The organism is Streptomyces sp. S3(2020) (assembly GCF_013044505.1).
GTDB lineage: Bacteria > Actinomycetota > Actinomycetes > Streptomycetales > Streptomycetaceae > Streptomyces.
Genome location: NZ_JABERD010000050.1, coordinates 1 through 24,954, shown reverse-complemented (window position 1 = coordinate 24,954; position 24,954 = coordinate 1). Strand labels below are relative to the sequence as shown.

Annotated in this window: 19 protein-coding genes and 1 pseudogene; 5 read left to right on the top strand and 15 right to left on the bottom strand. The window is 69.6% G+C overall.

The genetic code is table 11. The annotated features are described in order from the left end of the window. Nucleotides 1-3 precede the first annotated feature (3 nt). Nucleotides 4-1,107 carry a hypothetical protein gene (locus HLK59_RS18220; protein WP_171142504.1) on the top strand — a complete coding sequence of 368 codons (1,104 nt, stop codon included), beginning with the start codon at nucleotides 4-6 and terminating at the stop codon, nucleotides 1,105-1,107. A gap of 32 nt (nucleotides 1,108-1,139) precedes the next feature. Here HLK59_RS18220 and HLK59_RS18215 read toward each other — a convergent pair whose 3' ends face one another. From HLK59_RS18215 to HLK59_RS18190, 6 genes are all read right to left on the bottom strand, one after another. Next, nucleotides 1,140-1,988, bottom strand: a complete 849-nt coding sequence (locus HLK59_RS18215; RefSeq protein ID WP_206327275.1) for a PhzF family phenazine biosynthesis protein — start codon at nucleotides 1,986-1,988, stop codon at nucleotides 1,140-1,142. A gap of 168 nt (nucleotides 1,989-2,156) precedes the next feature. After that, nucleotides 2,157-4,634: a carbohydrate binding domain-containing protein gene (locus HLK59_RS18210; RefSeq protein WP_171142503.1), complete on the bottom strand. Its 2,478-nt coding sequence runs from the start codon at nucleotides 4,632-4,634 to the stop codon at nucleotides 2,157-2,159. Between the two features lie 116 nt (nucleotides 4,635-4,750). After that, a complete protein-coding gene (locus tag HLK59_RS18205) occupies nucleotides 4,751-5,605 on the bottom strand; it encodes a glycoside hydrolase family 43 protein (RefSeq protein ID WP_171142502.1) in 855 nt (284 codons plus the stop codon). Nucleotides 5,606-5,707: 102 nt separating this feature from the next. Then, entirely contained in the window at nucleotides 5,708-6,622 is a 915-nt protein-coding gene (locus HLK59_RS18200) for a carbohydrate ABC transporter permease (RefSeq protein ID WP_171142501.1), read from the bottom strand. Between the two features lie 12 nt (nucleotides 6,623-6,634). After that, entirely contained in the window at nucleotides 6,635-7,507 is an 873-nt protein-coding gene (locus HLK59_RS18195) for a sugar ABC transporter permease (protein WP_171142500.1), read from the bottom strand. Between the two features lie 89 nt (nucleotides 7,508-7,596). Next, nucleotides 7,597-8,865, bottom strand: a complete 1,269-nt coding sequence (locus tag HLK59_RS18190) for an extracellular solute-binding protein (protein WP_171142499.1) — start codon at nucleotides 8,863-8,865, stop codon at nucleotides 7,597-7,599. A 298-nt stretch (nucleotides 8,866-9,163) separates the two neighbouring features. Between HLK59_RS18190 and HLK59_RS18185 the strand changes: the two genes are divergently transcribed. Together HLK59_RS18185 and HLK59_RS18180 are read left to right on the top strand one after the other, a co-directional pair. Beyond that, complete coding sequence (locus tag HLK59_RS18185; protein WP_171142498.1) at nucleotides 9,164-10,183, top strand: LacI family DNA-binding transcriptional regulator; 1,020 nt, start codon at nucleotides 9,164-9,166, stop codon at nucleotides 10,181-10,183. 54 nt (nucleotides 10,184-10,237) lie between these two features. Beyond that, entirely contained in the window at nucleotides 10,238-11,260 is a 1,023-nt protein-coding gene (locus tag HLK59_RS18180; protein ID WP_171142497.1) for a S66 peptidase family protein, read from the top strand. A gap of 21 nt (nucleotides 11,261-11,281) precedes the next feature. On the opposite strand, the gene HLK59_RS18175 is transcribed toward HLK59_RS18180, so the two are convergent. Next, nucleotides 11,282-11,872 (bottom strand): TIGR03086 family metal-binding protein, encoded by a 591-nt coding sequence (locus HLK59_RS18175; protein WP_240982486.1) that lies wholly within the window; start codon nucleotides 11,870-11,872, stop codon nucleotides 11,282-11,284. 62 nt (nucleotides 11,873-11,934) lie between these two features. On the opposite strand from HLK59_RS18175, the pseudogene HLK59_RS18170 reads away from it, so the two are divergent. Further along, nucleotides 11,935-12,738, top strand: a pseudogene (locus HLK59_RS18170) (helix-turn-helix domain-containing protein); the annotation flags it as partial. A 191-nt stretch (nucleotides 12,739-12,929) separates the two neighbouring features. Here HLK59_RS18170 and HLK59_RS18165 read toward each other — a convergent pair. Next, nucleotides 12,930-13,127 (bottom strand): hypothetical protein, encoded by a 198-nt coding sequence (locus HLK59_RS18165; protein WP_171142495.1) that lies wholly within the window; start codon nucleotides 13,125-13,127, stop codon nucleotides 12,930-12,932. A gap of 225 nt (nucleotides 13,128-13,352) precedes the next feature. Between HLK59_RS18165 and HLK59_RS18160 the strand changes: the two genes are divergently transcribed. Then, nucleotides 13,353-14,393 carry a hypothetical protein gene (locus tag HLK59_RS18160; RefSeq protein ID WP_171142494.1) on the top strand — a complete coding sequence of 347 codons (1,041 nt, stop codon included), beginning with the start codon at nucleotides 13,353-13,355 and terminating at the stop codon, nucleotides 14,391-14,393. A gap of 61 nt (nucleotides 14,394-14,454) precedes the next feature. Here HLK59_RS18160 and HLK59_RS18155 read toward each other — a convergent pair whose 3' ends face one another. The 7 genes from HLK59_RS18155 to HLK59_RS18125 form a co-directional block, all read right to left on the bottom strand. After that, entirely contained in the window at nucleotides 14,455-16,575 is a 2,121-nt protein-coding gene (locus HLK59_RS18155) for a PQQ-dependent sugar dehydrogenase (RefSeq protein WP_171142493.1), read from the bottom strand. Between the two features lie 205 nt (nucleotides 16,576-16,780). Next, on the bottom strand, nucleotides 16,781-17,944 hold the full coding sequence (locus tag HLK59_RS18150; RefSeq protein ID WP_171142492.1) for a sugar phosphate isomerase/epimerase family protein: 1,164 nt from the start codon (nucleotides 17,942-17,944) through the stop codon (nucleotides 16,781-16,783). Nucleotides 17,945-18,137: 193 nt separating this feature from the next. Then, nucleotides 18,138-19,289 carry an inositol-3-phosphate synthase gene (locus HLK59_RS18145; protein WP_346779757.1) on the bottom strand — a complete coding sequence of 384 codons (1,152 nt, stop codon included), beginning with the start codon at nucleotides 19,287-19,289 and terminating at the stop codon, nucleotides 18,138-18,140. A gap of 589 nt (nucleotides 19,290-19,878) precedes the next feature. After that, on the bottom strand, nucleotides 19,879-21,093 hold the full coding sequence (locus tag HLK59_RS18140) for a Gfo/Idh/MocA family oxidoreductase (RefSeq protein WP_171142490.1): 1,215 nt from the start codon (nucleotides 21,091-21,093) through the stop codon (nucleotides 19,879-19,881). A 68-nt stretch (nucleotides 21,094-21,161) separates the two neighbouring features. Further along, nucleotides 21,162-22,211, bottom strand: a complete 1,050-nt coding sequence (locus HLK59_RS18135; RefSeq protein ID WP_171142489.1) for a substrate-binding domain-containing protein — start codon at nucleotides 22,209-22,211, stop codon at nucleotides 21,162-21,164. Between the two features lie 101 nt (nucleotides 22,212-22,312). Beyond that, nucleotides 22,313-23,341, bottom strand: coding sequence for an ABC transporter permease (locus tag HLK59_RS18130; RefSeq protein WP_171142488.1), 1,029 nt, complete (start codon nucleotides 23,339-23,341; stop codon nucleotides 22,313-22,315). Then, nucleotides 23,338-24,870, bottom strand: a complete 1,533-nt coding sequence (locus tag HLK59_RS18125; protein WP_171142487.1) for a sugar ABC transporter ATP-binding protein — start codon at nucleotides 24,868-24,870, stop codon at nucleotides 23,338-23,340. The genes HLK59_RS18130 and HLK59_RS18125 overlap by 4 nt, the downstream gene beginning before the upstream one ends. Nucleotides 24,871-24,954 lie beyond the last annotated feature (84 nt).

Sequence of the window (24,954 nt, the reverse complement as noted above, 5' to 3'; positions counted from 1 at the left end):
TCCATGAAGCTCGCCTGGCAGGACGACGACGTCCTCGACATGCCCACCCTGGGCACCCGTGTCACCGCCTTCGACGGTCTGACCGAGGTGCCCGGCGGCTACGGCGCCAGACTCGCCCGGGCCCGTGACCAGGCCAAGGTCTTCCGCGCCGAGTTCGCCGCGACCGGCACCCCGGACAGCGTCACGACCTGCGACCTGATCACGCTGCCGTACCCGACCAGGTTCGGCCTGTTCCGGGCCAGTCGGGCGATCGCCCCGTTCCTGTCGATCACCAACCGCATGCTGGTCGTGCGCTGGACGGAGAGCGACGGACGCAAACGCGTCCTGCTCTTCGAGCCCAGCGACCATGAACTGGGCCAGAACACGCCGTACTTCGCCGCACTGATCCGGCGCACCCCGAAGCCGTTGCAGTCACTGCTCACCACCGAACACGGCACGGTCCTGGGGCACCTGGCCCGTCTCGGCATCAGGCCGGAGGACGTCGACTACCTGCTCTTCGACCACCTGCACACCCAGGACCTGCGCCGCTGGGTGGGCACCACCGGCCCGCAGCACGATCTCGGCGGTGCGGTCGTCCGGCCCGCCTTCCCCCACGCCAAGGTCATCGTGCAGCGCCACGAACTGCTGGCCATGTCCCGGCTGCACCCCCTCCAGCAGCCCTGGTACCAGCCGGAGACCTACCGGGACGTACGGCCGGACGCCTTCCTGCCCGTCGACGGCTCCCTGATCCTCGGTCCCGGTGTCGCCGTGGTCGAGACCCCGGGGCATGTGCTCGGCAACCAGACCATCGTCCTCAACACCTCCACCGGCATCTGGGCCAGCAGCGAGAACGTCATCGCCGCCGAGTGCCTGACCCCCGAGCACTCCCGGATGCCGGGCATCGCCCGCTGGGCCCGTACCTGGGGCCAGGAGGTCGTCCTCAACGCCAACACCATCGAGACGACCGCCGACCAGTACAACTCGCTGATCGTCGAGAAGACCCTGGTCGACCGCTCCCAGAGCGACCCGCGCTTCCTGCAGTTCTTCCCCTCCAGCGAACTGACGGCCTCCTGGGCCAACCCGGGCACGTCGCCCACCTTCACGCACAAGGCGATCGCGCACTCGTGAGCGGGTGAGCCACCCGAGAGCCCCTCGCTGGTTCAGAGCGCGATGGTGCCGCGGATACGGATGACGGCGGCGCCGCTGACCCAGACGGTGCCGTCGGCATCGGCGGCGACCTCGATCCTGGCCGCCCGTCCCACCCGCGCGCCCTGGGAGACCCGGTAGGCGGAGGGCGCGGCGCCGGTGGAGGTGAGCCACTGCCCGACGCCGGCGTTCATGCTGCCGCACGCGGGGTCCTCGGGCACACCGGCGCCCGGGGCGAAGGTGCGCATCTCGAACGCGTACTCGGACCCCTCGGGATAGGCGCCGATCGCACCGACCATCTCGGTCGGAATGAGGGCCAGGTCGGGTTCGAGGGCGAGCACCTCCTCGGCCGTGGCCAGCCGGACCACCGCCCACCCGGGACCGTTGTCGACCCACTGATGAGCCACGACCCGGTCGCGGGCGATACCGAACGCGCCCACGATCCGGTCCAGATACTCGTCGTCGAGCGCCCCCTCACGCACACGAGGCGGGGCGGCGAAGGACAGGGTGTCCTCACCTCGGCGCACGGTGACCAGACCCGCCGCGCACTCCTGTACGACACGGTCGGCGTGGTGCGGTACTCCGCCGTCGTCCAGCCAGGCACGCGCCGAACCGAGAGTGGGGTGTCCCGCGAACGGCAGCTCACCTCCCGGGGTGAAGATCCGCAGCCGGTAGTCCGCCTCCGGGACGGTGGGAGGCAGGACGAACGTGGTCTCGGACAGGTTCGTCCAACACGCCAGTCCCTGCATCTCCTCATCGCTCAGGTCCGTCCCGTCCAGCACGACCGCGACCGGATTGCCGGAGTAGGGGCTCGTGGAGAACACGTCGACCTGAACGAACGAGCGGGTGCGCTGCATGGTCATCGAGGGCCTTTCGGTAGCGGCTGCAACGAATTCTGCACGTCCCGCCCGTCAGCGGAAGCCACCCCGTCCCAGCGGGCACGGCGCTGTGGACGGTCGCTTCGCTGTGGCCCGGCGGTCGGACCGCCGGGCCACAGCTCTGCCGGAGACAGCCGGTCCCAGCAGGGACGGTTACGGGAGTCTGACGAGCGTGTAGTCGTCGCAGTATCCGGCCGCGGAGCCCGAGTTCTTGTAGCAGTAGACGCTCGCCGACGTGGTGGAGGCGCCTGTGGTGAAGAAGATCGGCTGCTGGGCGTAGGACGTGGTCGAGGTTCGCAGATACGTTTCCGTGCCGCCGAAGCCCTTCACGCCCACGGCGACCTCCTCACCGGCGGTGGCCGTCCTGGCCCAGCCGACCAGCAGGTACGTCCCGCTGGAGGTGAGTCCGCCGACCGTCTGGATGGCACCGCTGGCGCTGACTCCGGTCTGGAGGGCGTAGCTGCCGCTGCGGGCGTTGGACGCGGTCACGCTGGACGCCGTGCCGGCGGACTGTGCCCAGGGGGTCAGCGCGCCGGTCTCGAAGCCCGGGTTGGTGATGGCGTTGGTGGCCGAGGACAGGGGCTCCACCGCGAGGTCGTCGCAGTAACCGGCGCCGCTGCCACCGGAGTTCTTCCAGCAGTAGACGGTGGCCGAGGTGTTCGAGGAGCCGGTGGTGAACAGGACCGCCGCCTGGGTGTAGGACGTCGTGGCGATGTTGGTGTACGTCTCCGTGCCGCCGAAACCCTTCACCCCGATCGCGAGGGTCTCGCCCGCGGTGGCGACCTTGCCCCAACCGGTCAGCAGATAGGTGGTGTTGGCGCTGAGCCCGGTGAGGGCCTGGTTGGCGCCGCTGCCGCTCGCCGCCGTGGTCAGTCCGTAGCCGCCGGTGCGGGCGCCCGCGCCGGAAACGGACGAGGAGGTGCCGCTGGCCTGAGTCCAGGGGCTCAACGCGCCTGTCTCGAACCCGGCGTTGGAGAGCAGGTTGCCTCCGGTGCCGTTGTAGGCGCCGATGTTGGGGGCGGCCGTGGCGGAGACCGTGTTGCCGAAGGCGTCCTTGCCCCCGTTGCCGCTGATGACCGCGCCCGCCCGGATCACGGGTGAGGACGGGTGCACCTGGTAGCCGTTGATGCCGGTGTACGACGAGGAGGTGCTGCCGTTGCCGGGGTTGCGGAACTCGGGATCGAGCGTGACTTTGGCCGCGTCGGTCGGCTCGGAGGACGGGTGGTTGCCGTAGAAGAGGTTGTTCGAGTAGGTCGACGTGCTCTTGGTGGAGAAGTAGCCGCCGGAGCCGTAGTTGAAGACGGCGTTGTTCTGGAAGGAGAGCTGGCCGGCGATGCTGGAGCCGGAGCGCGAGTAGAGGACCGGGGTGCTCAGGCCGCTCTTGAGGTAGATGGTGTTGTTGTAGAAGAGGGGGACGGCGGCCGTGCTGCCGCTCTGGTTGGGTACGGCGCCCACGAAGTGGAAGACGCCCTTGCCGTGGGTCTGGGTGCCGGAGGCGGGGCAGCCGTCGTTGGTGCCGTCGTTCTCGCTGACGTTGTAGCGGACCACCGTGCCGTCGCTGGGGACGGTCGAGGTGGGTTCGCCGGTCACCGAGAAGGCGGGCATGACCAGCATGAAGCCGCCGAGGTTCTGGTGGCTGTAGTTGTACTGGAACGTGGTGTTGTGGTTGCCCCAGTCCACGTCGAAGCCGGTGCCGTCGGCGCCGTTGACGTGGCAGTACACCTCGTTGTTCTGGACGACGGTGTTCTGGCTGCCGGACATCCAGATGCCGGCCGAGGCGCCGTTGCAGTACTGGCCGGACGGCGGGCAGGTGGCCTTGGCGCCGCCGTAGCCCGCCTTGTTGCCCTCGATGAGCGCGCCGTCGCCCTTGACGACGAGGATGTCGTCGGCGCCGTCGTAGGTCATCGTGTTGTCGCGGATCACCGCGTTGGTGGTGAGGCCGGTGCCCTGGCCGTCGCCGTCCGGGGTGACGGCTACCGCGATGCGGTCGACGTGGTCGAAGGTGTTGTCCTCGACCACCACGTCGTCCCAGGTGGAGACCGTGGTGGTGTGGTCGGTCTGGATGCCGACGCCGGCGTTGGTGGAGTACCAGCCGCCGCCGTACCCGGTGATGTCGTGGATGTACATGTCGTGCACGCGGATGTGGTGCAGGATGCCGCCCGAGCTGTTCTCGGCGAGTACGCCGGAACGGTAGGCGGGTGAGGAGGCCTCGTTGGTGAGTTCGAGGCCGCCTATCTCCCAGTACTGCTGGTTGAGGAGATGGATGACCGGGCCGGTGGCGCCCTGTGCGTCGATCACCGGTTTGGCGCCGGTGCCGTACGCGCCCATGGTGATCGGGCTGCCGGAGGCACCCGATCCGCCGGGGGTGAGCTGGCCGTCGCAGGTGGTGCCGGCGGCGAAGAGGATGCTGTCGCCCGCGGCGAAGGTGGTGGCGTTGACGCCGCTGACGGAGTTCCAGGGGCTGGCCTGGGTGCCGCTGCCGTTGCTGGTGGCCGAGCAGTCGACGTAGTGGGTGGTGCCCGCCGCGAGCGCGGTGTGGGCCGGGACCAGGAGTGCTCCCGCCAGGGTGGCGAGCAGGGTCAGAGCGCGTGCTGCCCGGCCGGCCGGGCTTGACGGTCTGCGACGCTTCATCGCGACGCTCCTTGCTGGGTGTTCGAGTCCCCCCGCGACGCGAGAGTGCGCCGCGGGTCTTCCTGCACCGGGCGGGCCGTGCGAGGCGGACCCGCCCGGAACCTGCGGCTGCGCCCCTAGGAGAGGAGCGAGGTCAGGGCGGTGGTCTCCAGGACGGAGGCGTGACGCATGCGCGGCGGCAGGGTCAGGGAGACGGGCTCCCAGTCCGTTCCGTCCTTGCTGCGGAGGGCTCCGTACCGCCCTTCGAGGAAGTGGTCGAAGATCATGATCCATTCGTCGCCGCGGCGGAACATGGACGGTCCCTCCACCACGGAGGGGGTCACCGGTCCGCGCGGGGCGGAGTAGGGGCCGCCGGGGGCGTCGAACGTGATCAGGTGGATGTCCTTGTGCACGGTGGCCAGGTCGTTGGAGCCCCGTTCGTCCTTGAAGGCCATGAGGAACCCGCCGCCGTCCGCCTCCCTGACGGTGGCGTCGATGACCGAGTGACCGGGGTCGAAGAAGACCTCCGGCGCCGAGAAGCTCCGGAAGTCCTCGGTGGTGCAGTGCCAGATGCGGTGGTCCTGGCCGTTGTGCTCGAAGTCGCGGCCCTCGGAGGTGGTGCCGGGTTCGACGACGGAGGACCAGATGAGGTGGTGGAGGCCGGTCCCGCGGTCCAGGAAGAACTCCGGGGCCCAGGCGTTGTGGGCGCCTTCCACTCCGGCCATCACCGGCAGCAGTTCCTGCTCCGACCAGGTGAGCAGGTCGCTGGACGTGGCGTGGACGATGTTCGGGCTGGTCCAGCCGTCGGTGGCGAGCAGATGGAACAGCCCGTCGGGGCCCGCTCCGATGAAGGGGTCCCGGAGCCTGCCCGTGCCGACCGTGCCCCGCAGGACCGGTCGGCCGCCGTTCACCTGCGTGAACTCCTCGCCGTCGTCGCTGTGGGCCAGGTGCAGCGCCTCGTCGGCGTCGGTGAAGTAGGAGACCACGTACATCGGTGGGGGGTCCTTCCGGGAGGGTGGGACGTCGGGGCATGGCGGGGCGGCCGTACGGCGGCCCGGGCGGCCGGCGTCGGCGGGTGAACCGGTGTGCGGGGGTCAGGCCTTGACGGCACCGGCGGACATGCCGGCGACCACATGGCGCTGGAGGAAGATGAAGATCACCAGCAGCGGTGCGACACCCAGCAGGGCGGCCGGGAAGAGCGTGGTCGGCTGCACGGTGTGCGGGTCGATGAAGGAGTACGCGTTCACCATGACCGTGCGCTTGCCGGGGTCCTGGAGGAAGACCAGCGGAACGATCAGGTCGTTCCAGACCTGGAGCGTGATGTAGGTCAGCAGGGTGCTGGTGATGGGGCGCAGCAGCGGCAGGATGATCGTGAAGAACGTACGGAACGCGCCGCAGCCGTCGAGTGCCGCCGCCTCCTCGATGTCCATCGGGATCGAGCGGATGAAGCTGGTGTAGAAGAACACGGCGACCGGCAGGAACATGGCCGTGTAGATGAAGACCACGCCCGCGTAGTTGTCCAGCAGGCCGAGATCCCGCATCAGCAGGTACAGCGGGGCCACCACGACGAAGACCGGCACCGACGTGCCCAGGATGAACAGCCGGTACACCCATGTCGACCAGCCCTGTGTGATGCGGGCCAGCGGATAGGCGGCCAGGGAGCCGATCACGGTGATGCTCAGGCACGAAAGGCCCGTGATGAGCAGGGTGTTGAGGGCGCTGCGGCCGTAGTGGATCTGGGAGAAGGCGTCCGAGAAGTTCTTGAGGGTGAAGGAGTGCGGGAAGCCGAGCGGCGCGCGGGCCACGTCCGCCGCGGTGCGCAGCGAGGTGACGATCGTGAACAGGAACGGCAGGACGAACACCAGTACGCCGAGGCACAGCAGCACGGTGCCGAGGGTGCCGAGGGCCCGGCGCAACGGGGGGCCGGATCGCGCGGGTGTGCCGTCGGCCGGTGTCCCGGGGGGTGCCGACCGGTGGACGGCGTTCGTTTCGAGGGTGTGGGAAGTCATGGTGTCCGCCTGTCAGATTCGTCGCTCGCGCAGGCGGAGCAGGGAGGAGGTGGCGCTGGACAGGACGACCACGGTCACCAGGAGCAGTACGGAGACGGCGATGCCGAAGGCGAACTTCCCGCCGCCGAAGACGTTGCGGTAGACGAGCGTGGTCAGGGTCTCGGTGGCGCCGGCCGGGCCGCCATTGGTGAGGACGAGGGGGAACTCGAACACCTTGAGCGAACCGATGAGGCTGAGGGTCACGTTCACGGTCAGCGCGGGCGCCAGCATCGGCCATTCCACGCTCCGGAACCGTCGCCAGCCACCGGCGCCGTCGACCGCGGCGGCGTCGAGCAGTTCGGTGGGCACGCTCATGTATCCGGCCAGGAAGATGGCGCACGAGTAGCCGGCGAACATCCAGATGTTGACGGCCGCCACCGCGTACAGCGCGGTCGAGGTGTCGCCGAGCCAGACGTGCTGGAGGGAGTCGAGGCCGAACACACCGAGCAGCGCGTTGATCCCGCCCTCCGGGGCGAAGAGATACGACCAGATGAAGGCCGCCATCACCGGTGACACGAGGGTCGGGGTCAGCAGCACCACGCTGAGCGCCTTGCGGACCTTCGGCCGGCGGAAGAGCAGGCTCGCGAAGAGCAGACCGAGGCCGTTCTGGACGACGACGACCACGGCGGCGTAGAGCACGGTGTGCCACAGGGCGGCGGTGACGTCCGGGTCGTCGGCCATGTCACGGTACTGCTCGGTGCCGACGAAGTGGGCGATGGGGCCGCCGAGGCTGTCGGTCATGCTCAGATAGACGCCACGGGCCAGCGGATACAGCATGAACGTGCCGTACACGACGATCGCCGGGAGCAGGAAAGCGGCCATGGTGGCACGCCGTCGATGGAACACGGTGTTTCTCCTCTTGCCCTCGTGGAGCCATGGCGGGGAGCGGTCAGGAGCCGCCGACCGCGCCCGCCATGGCCGACCGGGAGACCGGGTTACTTGGCGGACGCCGCGGTCTGGATGTCCTTGAGGGTCTGCGCGGCGGACGACTTGCCCAGCAGATAGGCCTGGATCTTCGATCCGATCGCGGTCTCGGCGGTGGCTCCGTACCAGGAGTCGGAGGGCAGGATCCGGTAACGGCCTTCCTTGAAGGCCGTGGTGAAGGCCGTCGTCGAGGTGCTCTCCGGGGTCGTGCCGCCGGTGAACGGCGACTCGGCGTGCTCTGCGTCGAGGTACTTGGCGAGGTTCTCGCTCTGCGACCAGAAGTCGACGTACGCGCGGGCCGCGTCACCGTGCTGGGACTGGGAGTTGACCCCCCACATGGTGCCGGAGAAGAGCATGCCGTTGGGCTTGGTGCCCTGGGCGCCGCCCGGCCAGGGCGCGAAGGAGACGGGGAATCCGGCCTTCTCGATGTTGGAGACCTGCCAGGCACCCTGGTACCAGAAGGCGCTCTTGCCTGCGCTGAAGTTCTGCGGGCCCTGCGACCACTCGTCGGTGCCGATCTCGTTCTTCCAGTTGACGTACCCCTTGTCCTCCAGGGTCTTCAGCTGCTCCAGCGACTCCTTCCAGTCGGGGTCGAAGGAGGCCTTGCCGCCGTTGAAGTCGGCGTCCCACTGCTTGTTGTCCTGGTAGACGAGGGTCGAGCCCGCGGCCTGGAACACCGAGCTGCCGGTCCAGCCGCTCTTGTCGGGCAGCGTGAGAGGGGTGATGCCGGCCTTCTTGAGCTTGGCCAGGTCGGCGAGGAACGTCGGCCAGTCGGCGGGGACTTCGGTGATGCCCGCCTTCTTCAGCAGGTCCATGTTGGCGTACATGCCGATGCCGATGAGCTCCATCGGCATGGCGAGGGTCTTGCCGTCGGCCTGCGCGAAGGCCTTGGCGTCGGGGGCTATTCGGCTCGCCCACGACTCCTCGGACAGGTCGGCGAGGTAGCCGGAGGCTCCCCACTTCTTCATCTTGTCCGTGTCGACCATGATCACGTCGCCGGCCTTGCCACCGAGCAGCTCGGGCTGGAGCTTCTGGACGTAGGTGTCGTTGGCGGTGATGTACTCGAAGTCGATCTTGATCTTCGGGTGGGCCTTCTCGAAGGCCTTGTTGATCTCCGCGACGTTGGCGGGTTCCGCGCCACCCCCCTTCCATGCCTCCACGTGCAGGGTCACCGTGCCGTCGGAGGAGGCGTCGGACGACCCACCTCCGCAAGCGGCCAGCGACGCCGCCAGAGCGGCGACCGTGGTGGCGACCGCGATACATCTCCCAGAGCGCTTCATTGCACACCTCACCCAATGTCGGTACGGGCCGACTTGTTCTCTGTGACTGGTTTGCGGCGAACGTTACGTGTTGATGGCGGGGACTGTAACGCAAAACTTAGGCGACATCTATACGTAACTTTCAGTGACCGACCCGACTCACTCGGACCCAACTGACACGCATGCTCACACCGGGTTTCGCCAACAGGGAAGCTGCCTTATCGTTACAGTTTCCAAAGTGTTTTCCCGAAGCTTTGGCGTGACGCCCCCGGCATGGAAGAGTGGGCGTGCTTGAGTCGGGCGGGCAGAAGGAGTGAGAGTGACAGGGCGGGTGACCATCGCGCAGGTGGCCGAGGAGGCCGGTGTCTCCGCGATGACCGTGTCCAACGTCGTGAACGGCAAGCCGGGAGCCTCCGAGGAGACCCGGCGCCGTGTCATGGAGGTGGCCGGGCGGCTCGGCTACCGGGCGAACGTCGCGGCCCGCAACCTCAAGGCCGGCCGCAGCGGGCTCATCGGCCTCATCGCCCTCGACCTGACCAGCCAGTACGGCCTGGAGATCCTGCGTGGCGTAGCCGACGAACTGGCCAGCGCCGAACAGGAGTTGCTGGTCAACGCCTCGTACCACGACGCGGTACGGGAGAAGGACCGGATCGAGTTCCTGACACGCGGCCTCGTGGACGGTGTGCTGCTGATCGCCCCGGTCCTGGAGGACGACACGGTCAAGCTGCTGCGCCGGCAGAAACTGCCCTGCGTCATCATCGACCCGCGCCGACTGGACGTCCCCCTGCCCCGGCTGACCGTCGACAACTACCACGGCATGCGGGCCGGCACCCAGCACCTGATCGACCTGGGACACACCCGGATCGCCTACCTCCGCGGCGAGGAGGATCTCGAAAGCACGTCCGTCCGCTTCCAGGGCTTCGAGGACGGCATGCGGCTGGCCGGACTCGAGGTGGACCCGCGGATGGTCGCCTCCTGCGACTTCTCCTACGCCTGCGGATTCCGTACCGCGACCCGCCTCATCACCGAGCACCGGCCCACGGCGATCGTCGCCGGAGCGGACCTGATGGCGCTGGGCGCGGTCGACGCGGCACGGGCACTCGGCCTGAACGTGCCCGCCGACTTCTCCGTCATGGGCTTCGACGACCTCCCCCAGGCCGCCCAGAGCTTTCCCGGCCTGACCACCGTCCGCCAGCCCCTCCACGACATGGGCCAGAAGGCCGCCCGCGCACTGCTGTCCCTCATCGAGGGCCAGAAACTGCTCATGGAGCACATGGAGGTGGGCACCGAACTCGTGCTGCGCAACTCCACCGCTCCGCCCCCGGACGCGACGGTGTGACCGTCGACCGGTAATTGAGTAGCGTGCCGTTCCGGGTGTCGGGACACTGCCTCGGTGATCCGTACGGCACCACCTCAACCGCTTCGCCCGCGTGCTCTGACGCCCGGAGATCTCGTCGTCATCGCGTCGCTCTCCGGGCCGCTCCACACCGTGTACGAGCCCGACCTCGAACAGGCGGTCGTCGTGCTTGAGCGGATGGGTTTCCGTGTGCGTCGGGCGCCGCTCCTCGAAGCGGGGCGGCGGCGTTGGTGGAGCGCGGCCCGGCCGGCGGAGATCGCCGAGGAACTCAACGGGCTCCTGCGGGATCCCGAAGTGCGCGCGATCATCGCGCACGACGGCGGCCAGACGGCGCTCGGATACCTCGACCTGATCGACTTCGAGGCGATCACCGCCGATCCCAAGCCGCTCCTCGGCTTCAGCGACATCTCGCTGCTGCACCTGGTGTGCTACGCGCGCACCGGTCTGGTCGGCTTCCACACCGACCTGGCCACCCCCGGACTCGGCGGGCACTGGCAGCGCGCGACCGCCCCACGCAGGGCGGAACTTGAGAGGCTCTACGCGAGACTGCTGACCTCCACGGAACCGATCGGCGCGCTGCCGACCACCCCGTCATGGGAGTGCTGGCGCGCCGGTCGCGCCGAAGGCCGGCTGATCGGCGGGGTGATCAACCGCATCGTGCTGAACCAGGCGACGCCCTACGCTCTGCCGCTCGATCGGTTCGACGGCGCGGTGCTGTTCTGGGAGGAGTCGGGCGGCCAGGCCTCGTACGTGTGGAGCTATCTCCAGGTACTGCGGCACGCCGGCGTCCTCGATCGGATCTCCGGCATGGTCGTGGGCGTCCCGGACTGGATCGACGGGCTCGGGGCGGACGCTTCTCCGAGCCTGCGCGAGATCGTCCTCGATGTCCTGGGCGACCGTGACATCCCGGTCCTGGGCAACGTCGAGTTCGGACATGCCGGCCCGAATCTGCCGATGCCCGTCGGTGTCCGTGTCGCCCTCGACGCACGGCGGCGGACGCTGTCACTGCTCGAACCCGCGGTACGGGCGGCGGGCCCGGTGACGGGACCGGTCGGCTGAGCGACGCGGGCCGGCCGGGGACTATTTCCCGTACGGATCCCTGCCGGTGCGGGCCAGCAGCCGCTCGAACTCCGACGCGCCCTCGGCCTCCGGCACGGGCTCCCCGAACACCCCCATCTTCCTGGCCGTCGGCGCCAACTCGTCCACCGCGCCGCACAGTTGCGCCACGACCGCCTCGTCGGCGCCCGGGTGGTCCTGGCCTGTCGCCGTCGCCAGATCCCACACGTGCACGGTCAGATCGAGCAGCGCCATCGAGCCGACCAGCCGCGCGGGCATGTTCATCGCCCCGGTCGTCCCCTCCTCGGCGCCGGGTGCGGACCAGGCCGCCACCAGCCGGCCGGCCTCGTCCAGGAGCCGCTCACGCCACTCGGGGCTCCCGGCGACCCGGTCGGGCGTCTCACCGAAGTCCGATGCCTCCTTCGCGGCCAGCCGCTGGAACTGCACGATCACCTGGAAGAGGTGATTGACCAGGACCTTCACGTCGTACTCGGCGCACGGTGTGGGAGCGGACAGGGCCGTGTCCGGGATGCCCCGGAGCACCGGGACCGCCCTCTCCCGCGCCCTGCCCAGCAGCTCTCCGATGCCGTACGTCTCCACAGGTTTCGTGTCCATGCACCGACCGTAGGCACCGCCACCGCTGCCCCTCTTGAAGAAACGCGACATACGATCCCGTCATGGCCGCACCCCGCCGCGACACCCGCGGGATCGTCGACCCCTCCGGGCTGCTGACCCGCGTGCGGTTCCGCCGGCACGAGCCCGCCGAGCCGCTGCGCCGCTACGTCGAGTGGTACTGGCTCATCGACTGGGACCTGCCCGCGCCCTACGCCTCCCATGTCGTCCCGCACCCCTCCGTCAACCTCACCTTCCAGTGGGAGGAGGACGAAGGGCCGCCCTACGGCGAGGTCACCGGCGTCGCGCTCGGCCTGTACACGCGCAAGCTGACCGGGCGGGGCCGGGTGTGCGGAGTGAAGTTCCGGCCCGGCGCCTTCCGCCCCTACGCACCGGAGGTACCGGTGTCGCACTGGACCGGTCAGGTGCTGGCCGCCCACGACGTGTTCCCGCAGCTCACCCAGGACACCGCCCGGTCGGTCGTCACTCCCCCCGACGACCGGGCCCGCGTCGCCGCCCTCGACACCTTCATGCTCTCGCTCGACCCCGCCCCCGATCCCCAGGCCGACCTCGCCAGGGACCTCGTCGAGCGCATCCGCGCCGACCGCGCGGTCCGCCGCGTCGGCGACTTCGCCCACGCGGAAGGCCTCTCCGTGCGGGCGCTGCAACGGCTCTTCTCCGCGTACGTCGGCGTCAGCCCCAAGTGGGTCATCCTCCGCTACCGCATCCACGAGGCCCTGGAACAGGCGAGCAGCCGCGACGACATCGACTGGGCCGCCCTCGCCGCCGACCTCGGCTACGCCGACCAGGCCCACCTCGTACGGGACTTCACCACCACCGTGGGCGCCACCCCCACCGCCTACGCGCAGGCCACACGCCAGCCACGCATGGCCGTCCCGTTACGGGAAGCCGGGACCACCACCACAGCAGGCGACGATCTCGCTCTGACCGCCACTGTCGAGCGGTACCACCGCGACCAATGCGGCCAGTGCCATGAACAAACCGACTACGGCTTTACGCATGTCTGCTCCTGTCTTGAAGAGTGGACGCTACGGGCGGATCACGGAGGGGTGCAGGGGTAGTTGTTGCCGGTGCCCAACTGGTTGCTGAGGTTGTGTGCGCCGTAGGCCCAGTAGACACCGCCGCTCTGGATACCCGAGTTCGGGTCGGCCATGTTGTAGATGCACACGGCTCCGTACGGGCATCCGTAGTGGGTGGCGCTGGAACTCGCGGACGCCGACCCGGCGGTGACGGCCATGACCTACCCCGCCACCGCGACGGCCGAGACCGCCGTCCTCATGAGTCTGCCGAAAATCGCAGGTACCTCCTTGAAGGCGACGCGAGCGCTACGTGGGGCCGTTGCCGACCGCCGGCAGCGGTACGCGCCACAACCTAGGGAGCCACCGGCCTGAACGGTCCCTGACACATGTCAGGGATCTCCTGGATATGCTGTCGCCTCGGTTTTGGGGAGTGGGGGGCAGCCATGATCGACAGCAGCGATGCCGTCTTCGAGGTCCCGGTGCCACCGGGTCTGGGTGCGGTCACCGATCTGGCACCGGTGGGTGATCGCGATCGGCCCGCCTGGCTGGCGCTGGACGAGGACGGCACGATCAGCCGGTGGGACGTGGCGGCGGGTCGTCATGAAGCTGTCGGAACCACCGGCGTCGAGGCGGAGGACGATCGCGAGCCATGGGACGGCCGCCCGTGCCGTCGACGCCTGCACGCCTCCCACGACGGCGGGTTCGCCGCGGTGGTCAACGACCACGGCCGCTTCGGCGAGGTGATCGACCTCCGGACCGGCGAGGTGACCGTGGAACTGGACGGCGGGGGTTACAACGAGGAGACGGTGCCGTTCTCCCTGGCGTTCGCCCGACGTCATGGGCGTTGCGTAGTGGTCCACCGCACGGACTGGAACCGCCTGGACGTGACGGACCCGCAGACGGGCGCGTCGCTGACCGATCGCTCGCTCCCGGAGCCGGAACACGATCTCGACTACTTCCACGGGGCGCTGTACGTGAGCCCTGACGGGAGACGGATCCTGGACGACGGCTGGGTGTGGCATCCCGCCGGGATCCCTGTGGTGTGGGATTTCGATCCCTGGGTCGAAGGCAATGTCTGGGAGTCCGAGGACGGTCCGAGCCGGCTCGATGTCTGCGACCGGGGCTACGCCTGGAACCACGCCATGACCTGGATCGACTCGGTCCGGGTCGCCGTCGTGGGGCTCAGGGACGTCGAGGGTGTCATGCCGTCCGGGGCACGGATCTTCGATACGCGCCGAACGGTTCGCAGTGGGCCGCGGAGGCCGGAGGCCGTGGAACTGCTCGCGTTCGAGGGCCCGACCGGCCCCTTCTTCAGCGACGGCACCCACCTGTTCAGTTGTGGTGACACCGACCTGTCGATATGGGATCCGGCCGTGGGGAAACTGCTGGGCACCGTTCCCGGGTTCTCCCCCACGCACTACCACCCCGGCGCCCGGCAGTTCGTCCAGCTCGCCGATGGCGTGGCCCGTCACTGGACCGCCTGACCGGTTGCGCGGCAGCGGGGCGCCACCAGGTGGCGCCCCGCCGGGGTGTCGTCGCGTGGGGTCAGTGCTCCGGGGTCAGGGCGACCTCGGCGCTGCCCGAGAGGGACGGCAGGCCGTCCGGGGGCGAGTCCGTGTAGCTGGCGTTGAAGACCGCCTTGAGGTTGTCCGAACCGGAGTGACCGCCGTCGACGAAGGTCACGAACGATCCGGAGCAGCCGTTGCTCGTGGAGAGCGGGTGGCCGTGCGAGTCGTGTCCGAGGATGAACGAGACGCTGACCTTGGCGCAGTCGACGGGCTGGTCGTCGGTGACGGTGACCTGCCAGGTGACGGTGTCGCCCCAGTGGAACGGGGTGCCGCCGTGCGGGGCCGGGTCGGTGGTGAGGGACACGGTGGGTGCCTTGTTGCCGACCACGACGGAAACGGAGGCGGAGGCCGAACGCCCGGTGCTGTCGGTGACCTTCAGCGTGGCGTCGTAGACAGCGTTGGCGGTGAAGGTGTGCTTCGGGTTCGCCTCCCTGGAGTCGACGGTGCCGTCGGCGTCGAAGTCCCAGGCGTAGCGCAGGGTGTCACCGTCGGCGTCCTTGGTGCCGGCGCTGGAGAACTGGACCGTCAGCGGGTTGGTGCCGTTGACCACGTCCGCGGCGACCTTGGGCTCCGGGGTGCGGTTGCCCCGGGTGAAGTCGATGCGGGAGAGCTGGGCCTCGGGCAGTTCCGCGAAGTAGCCGGTGCCGTACTCCAGCACGTACAGCGCGCCGTCGGGGCCGAACTCGGCGTCGATGGGACCGTCCGTGGTGATCGAGGGGATCGCGTCCTCGATCTTCAGGACCTCGTTCTTCTTGCCGAGGGTGATGGCCTTCATCTGGTCGCGGGTCCACTCGTAGAAGAGCGGCTTGCCGTCGAAGTACTGGGGCCAGCGGTTCTGTGCCTTGTTGCGCTTGTCGTAGCTGTACACCGGGCCGCCCATGGGGCCGATGCCGCCGGTGCCGAGTTCGGGGAACTCCGCCGAGGCCCCGTAGCCGTAGACGATCTCGGAGTCCTCGACCGGGGGCAGCTGGCTGCGGCCGGTGTTGTGGCGTGAGTCGTTGACGGGCTTGGCGCAGTCGAAGGCCCCGCTGGAGGTCTGCGTGGCGAAGTCGTAGTCCTGGTACGGCATGTCCGGGGTCACACAGAACGGCCAGCCGTAGTTGGCGGGGCGGTCGATGACCATCCAGCGCCCCTGACCGGCGGGGCCGCGACCCGGGTTGGCGGTGTTGGCGTCGGGCGAGTAGTCGCCGACGTAGACCTCGCCGGTCTTGTCGTCCACTCCGAAGCGGAAGGGGTTGCGCAGGCCCATGGCGTAGATCTCGGGGCGGGTCTTCGCGGTGCCCGGGGCGAAGAGGTTGCCCTTCGGTATGGCGTAGCCGCCGTTGGACTTGGCCTTGATACGCAGGACCTTGCCGCGCAGGTCGTTGGTGTTGCCGGCGGTGCGCCGCGCGTCGTACGCCGGGTTGCGGTCGGCGCGGTCGTCGATCGGGGCGTAGCCGTCGGAGGAGAACGGGTTGGAGTCGTCCCCGGTGGACAGGAACAGGTTGCCCTTGCCGTCGAAGTCGATCTTGCCGCCGACGTGGCAGCAGATGCCGCGGTCGGCCGGCACGTCGAGGATCTTCTGTTCGGTGGCGTAGTTGAGCTTGTTGCCCTCCAGCTTGAACCGCGACAGGCGGGTGACGCCCTTGTACTTGGCGAAGTCCGCGGCGGTGCCGAACTGCGGGGCGTCGCCTTCGTTGACGCCCGGGGTGGCCGGGTCGTCCATGGGGGTGTCCAGGCGGGGCGAGTAGTAGAGGTAGACCCAGTGGTTCTTGGCGAAGGCGGGGTCGATGGCGATGCCCTGTACGCCTTCTTCGTCGTGCTGGTAGAGCCCGGCGGGGCTCTTCTTCAGGTCGGCGGCGAGGAAGTTCACGCCGCTCTTGGGGTCGTGGATGCGGACCTCTCCGGTGCGCGCGGTGTGCAGCACCCGCCGGTCGGGCAGGACGGCCAGGGCCATGGGCTCGCCCGGGCGGTCGTTGAGGGTGACCTTCTGGAAGTCCGACGAAGCCGGCGGTGCGGGGTCCGGTTTGGCGGCTTGGGCTGGGGAGAGCGGCGTGAGCCCGATGGCTCCGGCCAGCGCAGCCGCCCCCACGAGGGTGACGATCCGTCTGTTGCGCACTCAGAACTCCTTTGGTCTGGCCAGCGGGTGAAATGCCAGGCGGAATGCGTGAGTTGGACGCTAGGGCGCCCACTTTCAACTCGTCAAGGACAAAGTTTCAACCTTTTCGAAGAAAGTTCGTCCTGGGGTTTCCAGTCATTTCGGGCATGCCCGGGGGACCCGCCCGACGCCAAGGCGCCGGGCGGGTACGGCGGGTGATGCTCCGTCAGTGGCGGGCGCGCAGGGCCGCGAGGTTGTCGTAGCCGATGCGGGCGAAGTCCAGGGACTGGCCGGGGACGCTCGCGCTGGGCGCGTTGTCCTGCTCGACCATCGGGTTGTGGTAGTTCTTCGCCCCTACGCGGGTGAAGAACTTCCGGTAGTCGATGTCGCCCGTGCCGAACGGCACCATGTCGTAGCCCAGGCCGCTCTGGAGGTTGACCACGCCGTCCTTGGCATGGAAGAGCGGGAAGCGGTTGGTGTTGCGGACCACGAGTGCGGCCGGGTCGAAGACGTCCTTGCGCTGCGAGCCGTCGTGGGCGGTGTACGTGTGGAACTTGTACTGGGCCACGTGCGCCCAGAAGACGTCCAGCTCCAGATAGACGCTCTTGCGGTCGGTCGCCTTCAGGAAGTACTCCAGCTTGCGGATACCGGAGCTGCGGGTCGGCCGGCCCTGGGCGTCGAGCGGGCCGCCGTCGAGCAGGAAGTCGTAGGCGCTGTCGTGGTTGTGGGTGTAGAGCTTGATGCCCTCGCGGCAGGCGATGGCGCCCAGGGTGTTCCACTTCTTGGCGGCGACGTCCCAGTCGGCCCGGTAGGGGGTGTTGGTGGGGTCGGCGCCGGTGCCCATGTGCTCCATGCCGAGGATGTTGGATATCTCCAGCCAGCGCTTGAAGGTGTCCAGGTCGGATGAGGTCAACGGCCAGGACGGCGGGATGAAGCCGTGGCTGCCCTGGGCCCGCAGCCCGTAGTCGTCGAGCCAGGAGCGCAGCAGCCTCGCGCCCTGGACGGTGCCCAGATCGGCGCCGCCGGGCGCGTTGGCGTGCTGGCCGTAGCCGGCGAACTCCACCTGGCGGTAGCCGAAGCGCGACAGCTGCTTGAACACCTCGCGGAAACCGGAGGGCAGGTCGGAGGCGAGCGGGTCGCGGCCGACCGCGTCACGGACGGTGTAGAGGATGATGCCGCGCTTGTGCGACGGGACCAGGGCGGAACGGCCCCGGTCGTGGTCGCCCGTTGCGGATCTGTCGTGCGCCAGGGCGGGTGCGGCGCCGAAGACCGGGGCGGCGATCGCCGCGCCGGTGACGGCCGTGCAGGTGGTGAGGAAACGGCGGCGGCTGACGCCGAGGGTGCGGCGCAGGGCGTCGCCGGTGACGGCTTCGTCGTTGAACGCGGTCACAGGGGTCTCTCTTTCGTTGTCACGGTGCTGCGGATGCCTGACGGCCGCCGTGTCGAGCGAGGCCGGCGAGCCGCGGGAGAAGGGACTTCACTTCGGTGGCCGCGACGCGGCCGGGCACTGCGCGGGGGGTGGGTACCAGGGCGAGCGGACCTTCGGCGTCGCTCGCGGTGCGGTGGAACAGGTAGGGAGCGGGTCACCGCGCCGCCCGCAGGCGGTCGGCGAACGACAGCAGTTCGGTGAACTGCTCGGACAGGCCCGCGGGGCCCGCGTCGGGGTCCTTGAAGTAGAAGCCCAGTTCCGGCAGCGGTCCGGACAGGCCCGCCTCGTGGGCGCGGGCGACCAGGCGGGCCAGGTCCAGCACGAGGGGTGCGGCCAGGGCGGAGTCGCAGCCCTGCCAGATGGTCTGGAGGATCATGCGCGAGCCGAGGAAACCCTCGAAGGCGACGTGGTCCCAGGCGGTCTTCCAGTCGCCGAGCACGGGCACGTCGTCGATGTGCACCTCACCCTGCGGGGTGTGTCCGAGGGTTTCGGCGAGGACGCGTTCCTTGCCGGCGTTCTTCGCCGCGGCCGCGCCCGGGTCGGCCAGCGCCGCCCCGTCGCCCCCGCCCAGCAGATTGGTGCCGGACCAGGCCCGCACGTGCAGGGCGCGCTGGACGAACATCGGTGCGAGCGCGGCTCGTAGCAGCGTCTGGCCGGTCTTGCCGTCACGGCCCGCGTGGGGAAGCCCGCCGGCCGCGGCGGCGTCCGTCAGGGCCGGGGTGCGCAGCCCGGTGGACGGTGTGAAGTTGACGTAGGGGCAGCCTGCTCGCACGGCGGCGGCCGCGTAGAGGGAGCTGGGCGGCATTCGTACGGCGTCGGGTGCGGGCAGCGGCTCCGTGGCGGAGACGTTGACGACGACCACTCGTGCCAGTGCGTTGCGCAGGCGGAAGGAGGTGAGGTCGGCGGCGAAGTCCGTGATGAGTTCCTCGTCGCCGCGCGGGTCGTTCGGGAGCGGGCCGCCCGGACGTATCTCCTCGTCCGTGGCCTGGAGTTCGGCGCGTACGGCGGGGGCGAGGCCGTGCGGCAGGACGCCCGCGTCGGTGAGGTGTTCGGCGCGCTTGGGCAGCGGGCAGTGGGCGGTGTCGTGGCCGCCGAAGACGAGTGCGGACAGGGCCGGCAGGCCGCTGCCGTCGAAGGGTGGCGTCTCGGTGACCATGCCGGTCGGCGGATGGAGTCGGGCGGTGACCGCGGCGCATCCGGCGACGGCGGTGGTGGCCACCGATCCGCGGGCGCCGACGAACCAGACACCGGTGCGTGCGGTGGGCTCGCCGGTCTGGGGCTCCGGTGCTTCGTGGTCGTTGTTCACGGGCTGCCTCCCTGCCATGTCGAGGTTCCGATGTGGTGTGGAGGACGGTGGGAGGGGGCTCGGGGGCCTCCCGTCCACCGCCGGCATTGGGGCGGCTTTGGCCGCGGCCTAGGAGGGCTTCTCCGTGTTCGGCGCGGTTACGGCGTGCGCGTGGGCGGCAAGGGGCCGCCGGTGGAAGTGCGGGATACCTGGGGGCTCTTGGCCCTGCGCCGTGCAGGGACGTCCTCCGTTGCCGGTCGCACGAGCCGTGCGCCGTGCGACCTGAATGCGCCGTCAGTCTCGAAGCACTGTGTGGTGCCTGTGCACGAAAGGGACCGTAGCCTCGTTCGTCCTTGACCGGAACCCTTCGCGCATCGAAGACGACGAACTTTTTCCTTGATCAGGACAAAGTGATGTCGGGGCAGCCCGGATCCGCCCGGCGGCCACACCGTCGAAACCGACGGCATGTCACGTCCGCGCCGCGGAGCGCCAGTTGTCGCCGCCCGGCAGAGACGCAGTCCCGGCCGAGCCGACCGTTGCGCCCGTCGACTCGCTTACGGGCCCCCTTGCGGTCGACGTGATGGATCCGAGCGGGGTTCCTGACGGCTCTCTAGCCGACCTCGGGCTCGGCGGCCTGGACAGGGGTGTAGACGGAGTTCTTCTGCGCGCTCTCCTCCACCGCGGCGAGCACCCGCTGCACCTGGAGACCGTCGGCGAACGACGGCATCGGGTCGGTGCCCGACGCGATGGCCTCGACCAGATCGCGGGCCTGGTGGGCGAAGGTGTGCTCGTAGCCGAGCGCGTGGCCCGGCGGCCACCAGGCCTCCAGGTAGGGGTGGTCCGCCTCGGTGACGACGATCCTGCGGAACCCCGCCGTGGCGGCGGGCTCCCGGTGGTCGTGGAAGGACAGTTCGTTGAGCCGCTCCAGGTCGAAGGCGAGCGAACCGGACTCGCCGTTGATCTCCAGGTGCAGCGCGTTCTTGCGCCCTGTGGCCATCCGGGTCGCCTCGAACGTGGCGAGCGCCCCCGAGGCGAGCCGGCCGGTGAAGACGGCCGCGTCGTCGACCGTCACCGGACCGTGCCGGGTGCCGCCGGAGGCGGTCAGGCCCGAGGAGGCACCGTCGAGGCGGGGGCGGTGCCTGACGAAGGTCTCCATCTGGGCGGAGACGCCGACCAGCTCCTCTCCCGCCAGGTACTGCGCGAGGTCGACGATGTGCGCGCCGAGGTCGCCGAGCGCCCCCGACCCCGCGTGCTCCCGTTGCAGCCGCCAGGTCAGCGGGAAGTCGGGATCGACCAGCCAGTCCTGGAGGTAGTTGACCCGTACGTGGCGCAGCGTGCCGAGCCTGCCGTCGGCGATGAGCCGGCGGGCGAAGGCGAGGGCGGGCACCCGCCGGTAGTTGAAGCCCACCATGGCCAACTGCCCGCGTGAGCGGGCCGCTTCGGCGGCCGCGGTCATGGCCTCCGCCTCGGCGACCGAGTTGGCCAGCGGCTTCTCGCACAGTACGTGCTTGCCCGCCTCCAGCGCGGCGATCGCGATCTCCGCGTGGCTGTCGCCCGGTGTGCAGATGTCGACGAGCTGTACGTCGTCGCGGACGATGAGGGCGCGCCAGTCGGTCTCCGTCGCGGCCCAGCCGTGCTTGTCGGCCGCCGCCCGCACGGCGTGCGCGTCGCGGCCGGCGATCGCGGCCATGACCGGCCGCAGCGGCAGGTCGAACACGTGCCCAACGGTGCGCCACCCCTGTGAGTGCGCGGCGCCCATGAACGCGTAGCCGACCATGCCCACGCCGAGGGCGGGCGGTGCGGTCCGACTGTCCCTCTGTTCCATACGGATTCCTCCTCGTCGGAGTGTCACTGACTCATCGCTGTGTTCGCGGGACGGGCGGCCCGGACCGGTCAGATGAAGCCGGTCGGCAGGTACTGGTCGACGTTGTCCTTGGTGACGACGGCCGAGTAGAGGGTCAGTGAGGACGGGATCTCGAACTCGGCGAGGCCGCCGACACCCTTGCCCTGGCCGAGGGCGCGGGCGAGATCGATGGCGGAGGCGGCCATGGTCGGCGGGTAGAGGACGGTCGCCTTGAGCACGCTGTCGCCGGTCTTGATGGCGTCCATCGCGGACTTGGCGCCCGCGCCGCCGACCATCAGGAAGTCGTCGCGCCCGGCCTGCTCGATGGCCCGCAGCGCGCCCACGCCCTGGTCGTCGTCGTGGTTCCACAGCGCGTCGAACTTCGACTGGGCCTGGAGGAGTTGGGCCATCTTGGCCTGTCCCGACTCCACGGTGAAGTCTGCGGCCTGGCGGGCCACCTTCTTGATGTTGGGGTAGTTCTTCAGTGCGTCGTCGAAGCCCTTGGTGCGCTGTTGGGTCAGCTCCAGGTTGTCGAGGCCGGCGAGTTCGACGACCTTGGCGTTCTTCACGTCCTTGAGCTGTTCGCCGATGTAGTGCCCGGCGTTGAGGCCCATGCCGTAGTTGTCGCCGCCGATCCAGCAGCGGTAGGCCTGCGGGGAGGCGAAGACGCGGTCCAGGTTGACGACGGGTATACCCGCCCTCATGGCCTGGAGTCCGACCTGGGTGAGGGCCTTGCCGTCGGCGGGCAGGATCACCAGGACGTCGACCTTCTTGTTGATCAGGGTCTGGATCTGGCCGATCTGCTGGGCCGTGTCGTTGGAGCCCTCGGTGATCTCCAGGGTCACGTCCGAGTACTTCTTGGCGCGGGACTTGGCGTTGTCGTTGATGGCGTTGAGCCAGCCGTGGTCGGCCTGCGGTCCGGCGAAGCCGATGGTGACGGCCTTGCCCGGCTTGTCGTCCGCGACCGGGGCGGCGTTCTCCGCAGCCCCTTCCTGGTCCTTGGGCTCATTGCTGGTGCAGGCCGTCAGCAGCGCGCCGGCGGAGACGGCTGCGGTGCCGAACAGCAGCGCTCTACGGCTGGTGGCGGGGGTTCTTGCCATGGCGGATCGACCCTTCGACTGGGCGGTGTGCGTCGGTTGGGGAGGCGGGGGTGCCGGACGGCGGTGTCAGGGGCCGCCGTCCGGCGGCGTGCGGTACGGCGTCAGGTGTCGCCGTGCGGCGAGCGGCGCTGGACCAGGACGGCGGCGACGATGATGGCGCCCTTGGCGATCTGCTGGACAGCGGTCTCGAGGTTGTTCAGGGCGAAGATGTTGGTGATCGTGGTGAAGATCAGCACACCGAGGACGGAGCCGATGATGGTGCCGCGGCCGCCGCTGAGCAGGGTGCCGCCGATGATCGCCGCGGCTATGGCGTCCAGCTCGTAGAGGTTGCCGTTGGTGTTCTGGCCCGAGCCGGCGAGCACGATCAGCATGAACGCGGCGATACCGCAGCACAGCCCGGACAGCAGGTACAGGTACAGGCGTTGGCGGCGAACGTCGATACCGGCGAGCCGGGCGGCCTCCGCGTTGCCGCCGACCGCGACGGTGCGACGGCCGAAGGTGGTGCGGTTGAGCACCAGCCAGCCGACGACGGTGACCGCGGCGAAGATCAGGACGAGGGGCGGGATGCCCAGGACGTAGGCGTCCCTGGCGCCGAGGTCGAGCACGGACTCGACGGACACGATCTGGGTGCTGCCGTCCGTGATCTGCAAGGCCAGGCCCCGGGCGGAGGCGAGCATGGCCAGCGTCGCGATGAACGGCACCATCCTGCCGTAGGCGATCAGCAGACCGTTCACGAGGCCGCAGCCCACACCGACGATCACCGCGGTGAAGAGGATGCCGGCGAACCCGAACTCCTGGGTCGCCACGGTCGTCGCCCACACCGAGGCGAGCGCCACCATCGCGCCGACCGACAGGTCGATCCCGCCGCTGGTGATGACGAAGGTCATGCCGACGGTGACGACGCCGATCACGGAGGCCTGGGTGAGGACGAGTTGCAGGTTGCTCGTCGCCAGGAACTCCTGCGGTGCGGTGATCCCGCCGACCGCGACGAGGGCGGCGAGGACTCCGAGCAGGGACAGCGTGCGCACGTCCCACCGTCGACCGGTTCGACGTGAACTGCCGTGGTCTCCGGCGGACTTGGCGGCGGGCGGCGGTGCTTCCTGCTGCGCCGCGGTGGCCGGCTGCGTCATGGCGTCGGGCTCCCTTCCATCACAAGATCGAGTACACGGTGCTCGTCGAGCTCCCGGGCGTCCGCGGTGTGCACGACGCTGCCTTCACGCAGCACCAGCACGCGGTCGGCGAGTCCCAGGACCTCGGGCACCTCACTGGACACGAGAAGTACGGCCAGGCCCTCGTCGGCCAGCCGGCGGATCACGGCGTAGAGCTCCGCCCGGGCGCCGATGTCGACGCCCCTGGTCGGCTCGTCCAGCAGCAGCACCTTGCAGCCCCGCAGCAGCCACCGTGCGAGGACCGCCTTCTGCTGGTTGCCGCCGGACAGGGTCCTGATCGCGGCATCGGGATTGTCCGGTCGGAGAGACAGTTCCCGCACCGCCTGGTGCGTCGCGGCCCGCTCGGTACGCCGGTCGATCCAGCCCGCGCGGGCGAACCGGGACAGGGTGGAGACCGAGACGTTGCTGCTGACGGACTCCAGCATCAGCAGGCCCTGCGCCTTGCGCTCCTCGGGCGCCAGCCCGATGCCGGCGCGGACGGCGGCGCGGACGCTTCCCGGGCGCAGGGGGGTGCCGTCGACGAGGACCCGGCCGCCGTCAGGCCTGCGCGCCCCGTAGATCGTCTCCAGGATCTCGCTGCGCCCGGACCCGACGAGCCCGGCCAGACCGACGATCTCTCCGGGCCCCAGCTCCAGATCGACGGGCGCGAACTCCCCTCGCCGGGTGAGCCCTTCGACCGTCAGCACCGGTTCCTTCCCCGTGGCGAAGCCTGCCTCGGGGCGCTCGGAGCGCTTGGGGAAGACGTACTCCACATTCCGCCCGGTCATCAGGGCCACGACCTCATGGGTCGGCGTCGACTCGGCGGGCAGCCCGCCCGCGACCGACCGGCCCTCCTTGAGGACCGTGACCCGGTCACCGATGCGCCGGATCTCCTCAAGACGGTGGGAGATGTAGACGACGGCGACCCCGTCGTCCGTCAGTTCGCCCACGATCCGGAAGAGGTTGTCCACCTCTTCGGGGTCGAGTGCCGCGGACGGCTCGTCCATCACGATCAAACGGACCTCGTGGGACAGCGCGCGGGCCATGGAGACGATCTGCTGCTGCGCCGCGGACAGGTCACCGACGAGTCGCGAGGGGTCGATCTCCGAGTGCCCCAGACGTTCCAGCAACTCCGCGGTCGCCTTACGGGCGGCGGAGCCGCGCACGACGAACCCGGCGGAGGTCGGTTCGTGCCCGAGGAAGACGTTCTCCGCGACGGACAGCCCCTCGATCAGGTCGAGTTCCTGGTAGATGGTGGCGATACCGAGGCGCATGGCGGCGATCGGCGAGCGCAGGGTGACAGGCTCGCCGCGCCAGGTGATGGTGCCCTCGTCGGGCTGGTGGGCGCCGGCCAGGACCTTGATGAGGGTCGACTTGCCGGCCCCGTTCTGCCCGAGGAGGCAATGGACTTCACCGGCCTGGACCTCTAGATCCACACCGTCCAGGGCGCGAACGCCCGGGAACGACTTGGTGATACCGGACATGGTGAGCAGGGGTGATGGTGGTGCCATGAGGAATCCCCTCGGCAGGTGCGGGCCTTGAGCGAGCGGGGCTCGGCTGGGCCTGTCTCTTCTGCACATCTCCGATCCCACAGG

Excerpts from the sequence above, each read along its gene's own strand:
- HLK59_RS18220 (WP_171142504.1), top strand. The coding sequence starts at position 4 with ATGAAGCTCGCCTGGCAGGACGACGACGTCCTCGACATGCCCACCCTG.
- HLK59_RS18210 (WP_171142503.1), bottom strand. The coding sequence starts at position 4,634 with ATGAAGCGTCGCAGACCGTCAAGCCCGGCCGGCCGGGCAGCACGCGCT.
- HLK59_RS18165 (WP_171142495.1), bottom strand. The coding sequence starts at position 13,127 with ATGGCCGTCACCGCCGGGTCGGCGTCCGCGAGTTCCAGCGCCACCCAC.
- HLK59_RS18200 (WP_171142501.1), bottom strand. The coding sequence starts at position 6,622 with ATGACTTCCCACACCCTCGAAACGAACGCCGTCCACCGGTCGGCACCC.
- HLK59_RS18215 (WP_206327275.1), bottom strand. The coding sequence starts at position 1,988 with ATGACCATGCAGCGCACCCGCTCGTTCGTTCAGGTCGACGTGTTCTCC.
- HLK59_RS18205 (WP_171142502.1), bottom strand. The coding sequence starts at position 5,605 with ATGTACGTGGTCTCCTACTTCACCGACGCCGACGAGGCGCTGCACCTG.
- HLK59_RS18125 (WP_171142487.1), bottom strand. The coding sequence starts at position 24,870 with ATGGCACCACCATCACCCCTGCTCACCATGTCCGGTATCACCAAGTCG.
- HLK59_RS18135 (WP_171142489.1), bottom strand. The coding sequence starts at position 22,211 with ATGGCAAGAACCCCCGCCACCAGCCGTAGAGCGCTGCTGTTCGGCACC.
- HLK59_RS18130 (WP_171142488.1), bottom strand. The coding sequence starts at position 23,341 with ATGACGCAGCCGGCCACCGCGGCGCAGCAGGAAGCACCGCCGCCCGCC.
- HLK59_RS18190 (WP_171142499.1), bottom strand. The coding sequence starts at position 8,865 with ATGAAGCGCTCTGGGAGATGTATCGCGGTCGCCACCACGGTCGCCGCT.
- HLK59_RS18175 (WP_240982486.1), bottom strand. The coding sequence starts at position 11,872 with ATGGACACGAAACCTGTGGAGACGTACGGCATCGGAGAGCTGCTGGGC.
- HLK59_RS18140 (WP_171142490.1), bottom strand. The coding sequence starts at position 21,093 with ATGGAACAGAGGGACAGTCGGACCGCACCGCCCGCCCTCGGCGTGGGC.
- HLK59_RS18160 (WP_171142494.1), top strand. The coding sequence starts at position 13,353 with ATGATCGACAGCAGCGATGCCGTCTTCGAGGTCCCGGTGCCACCGGGT.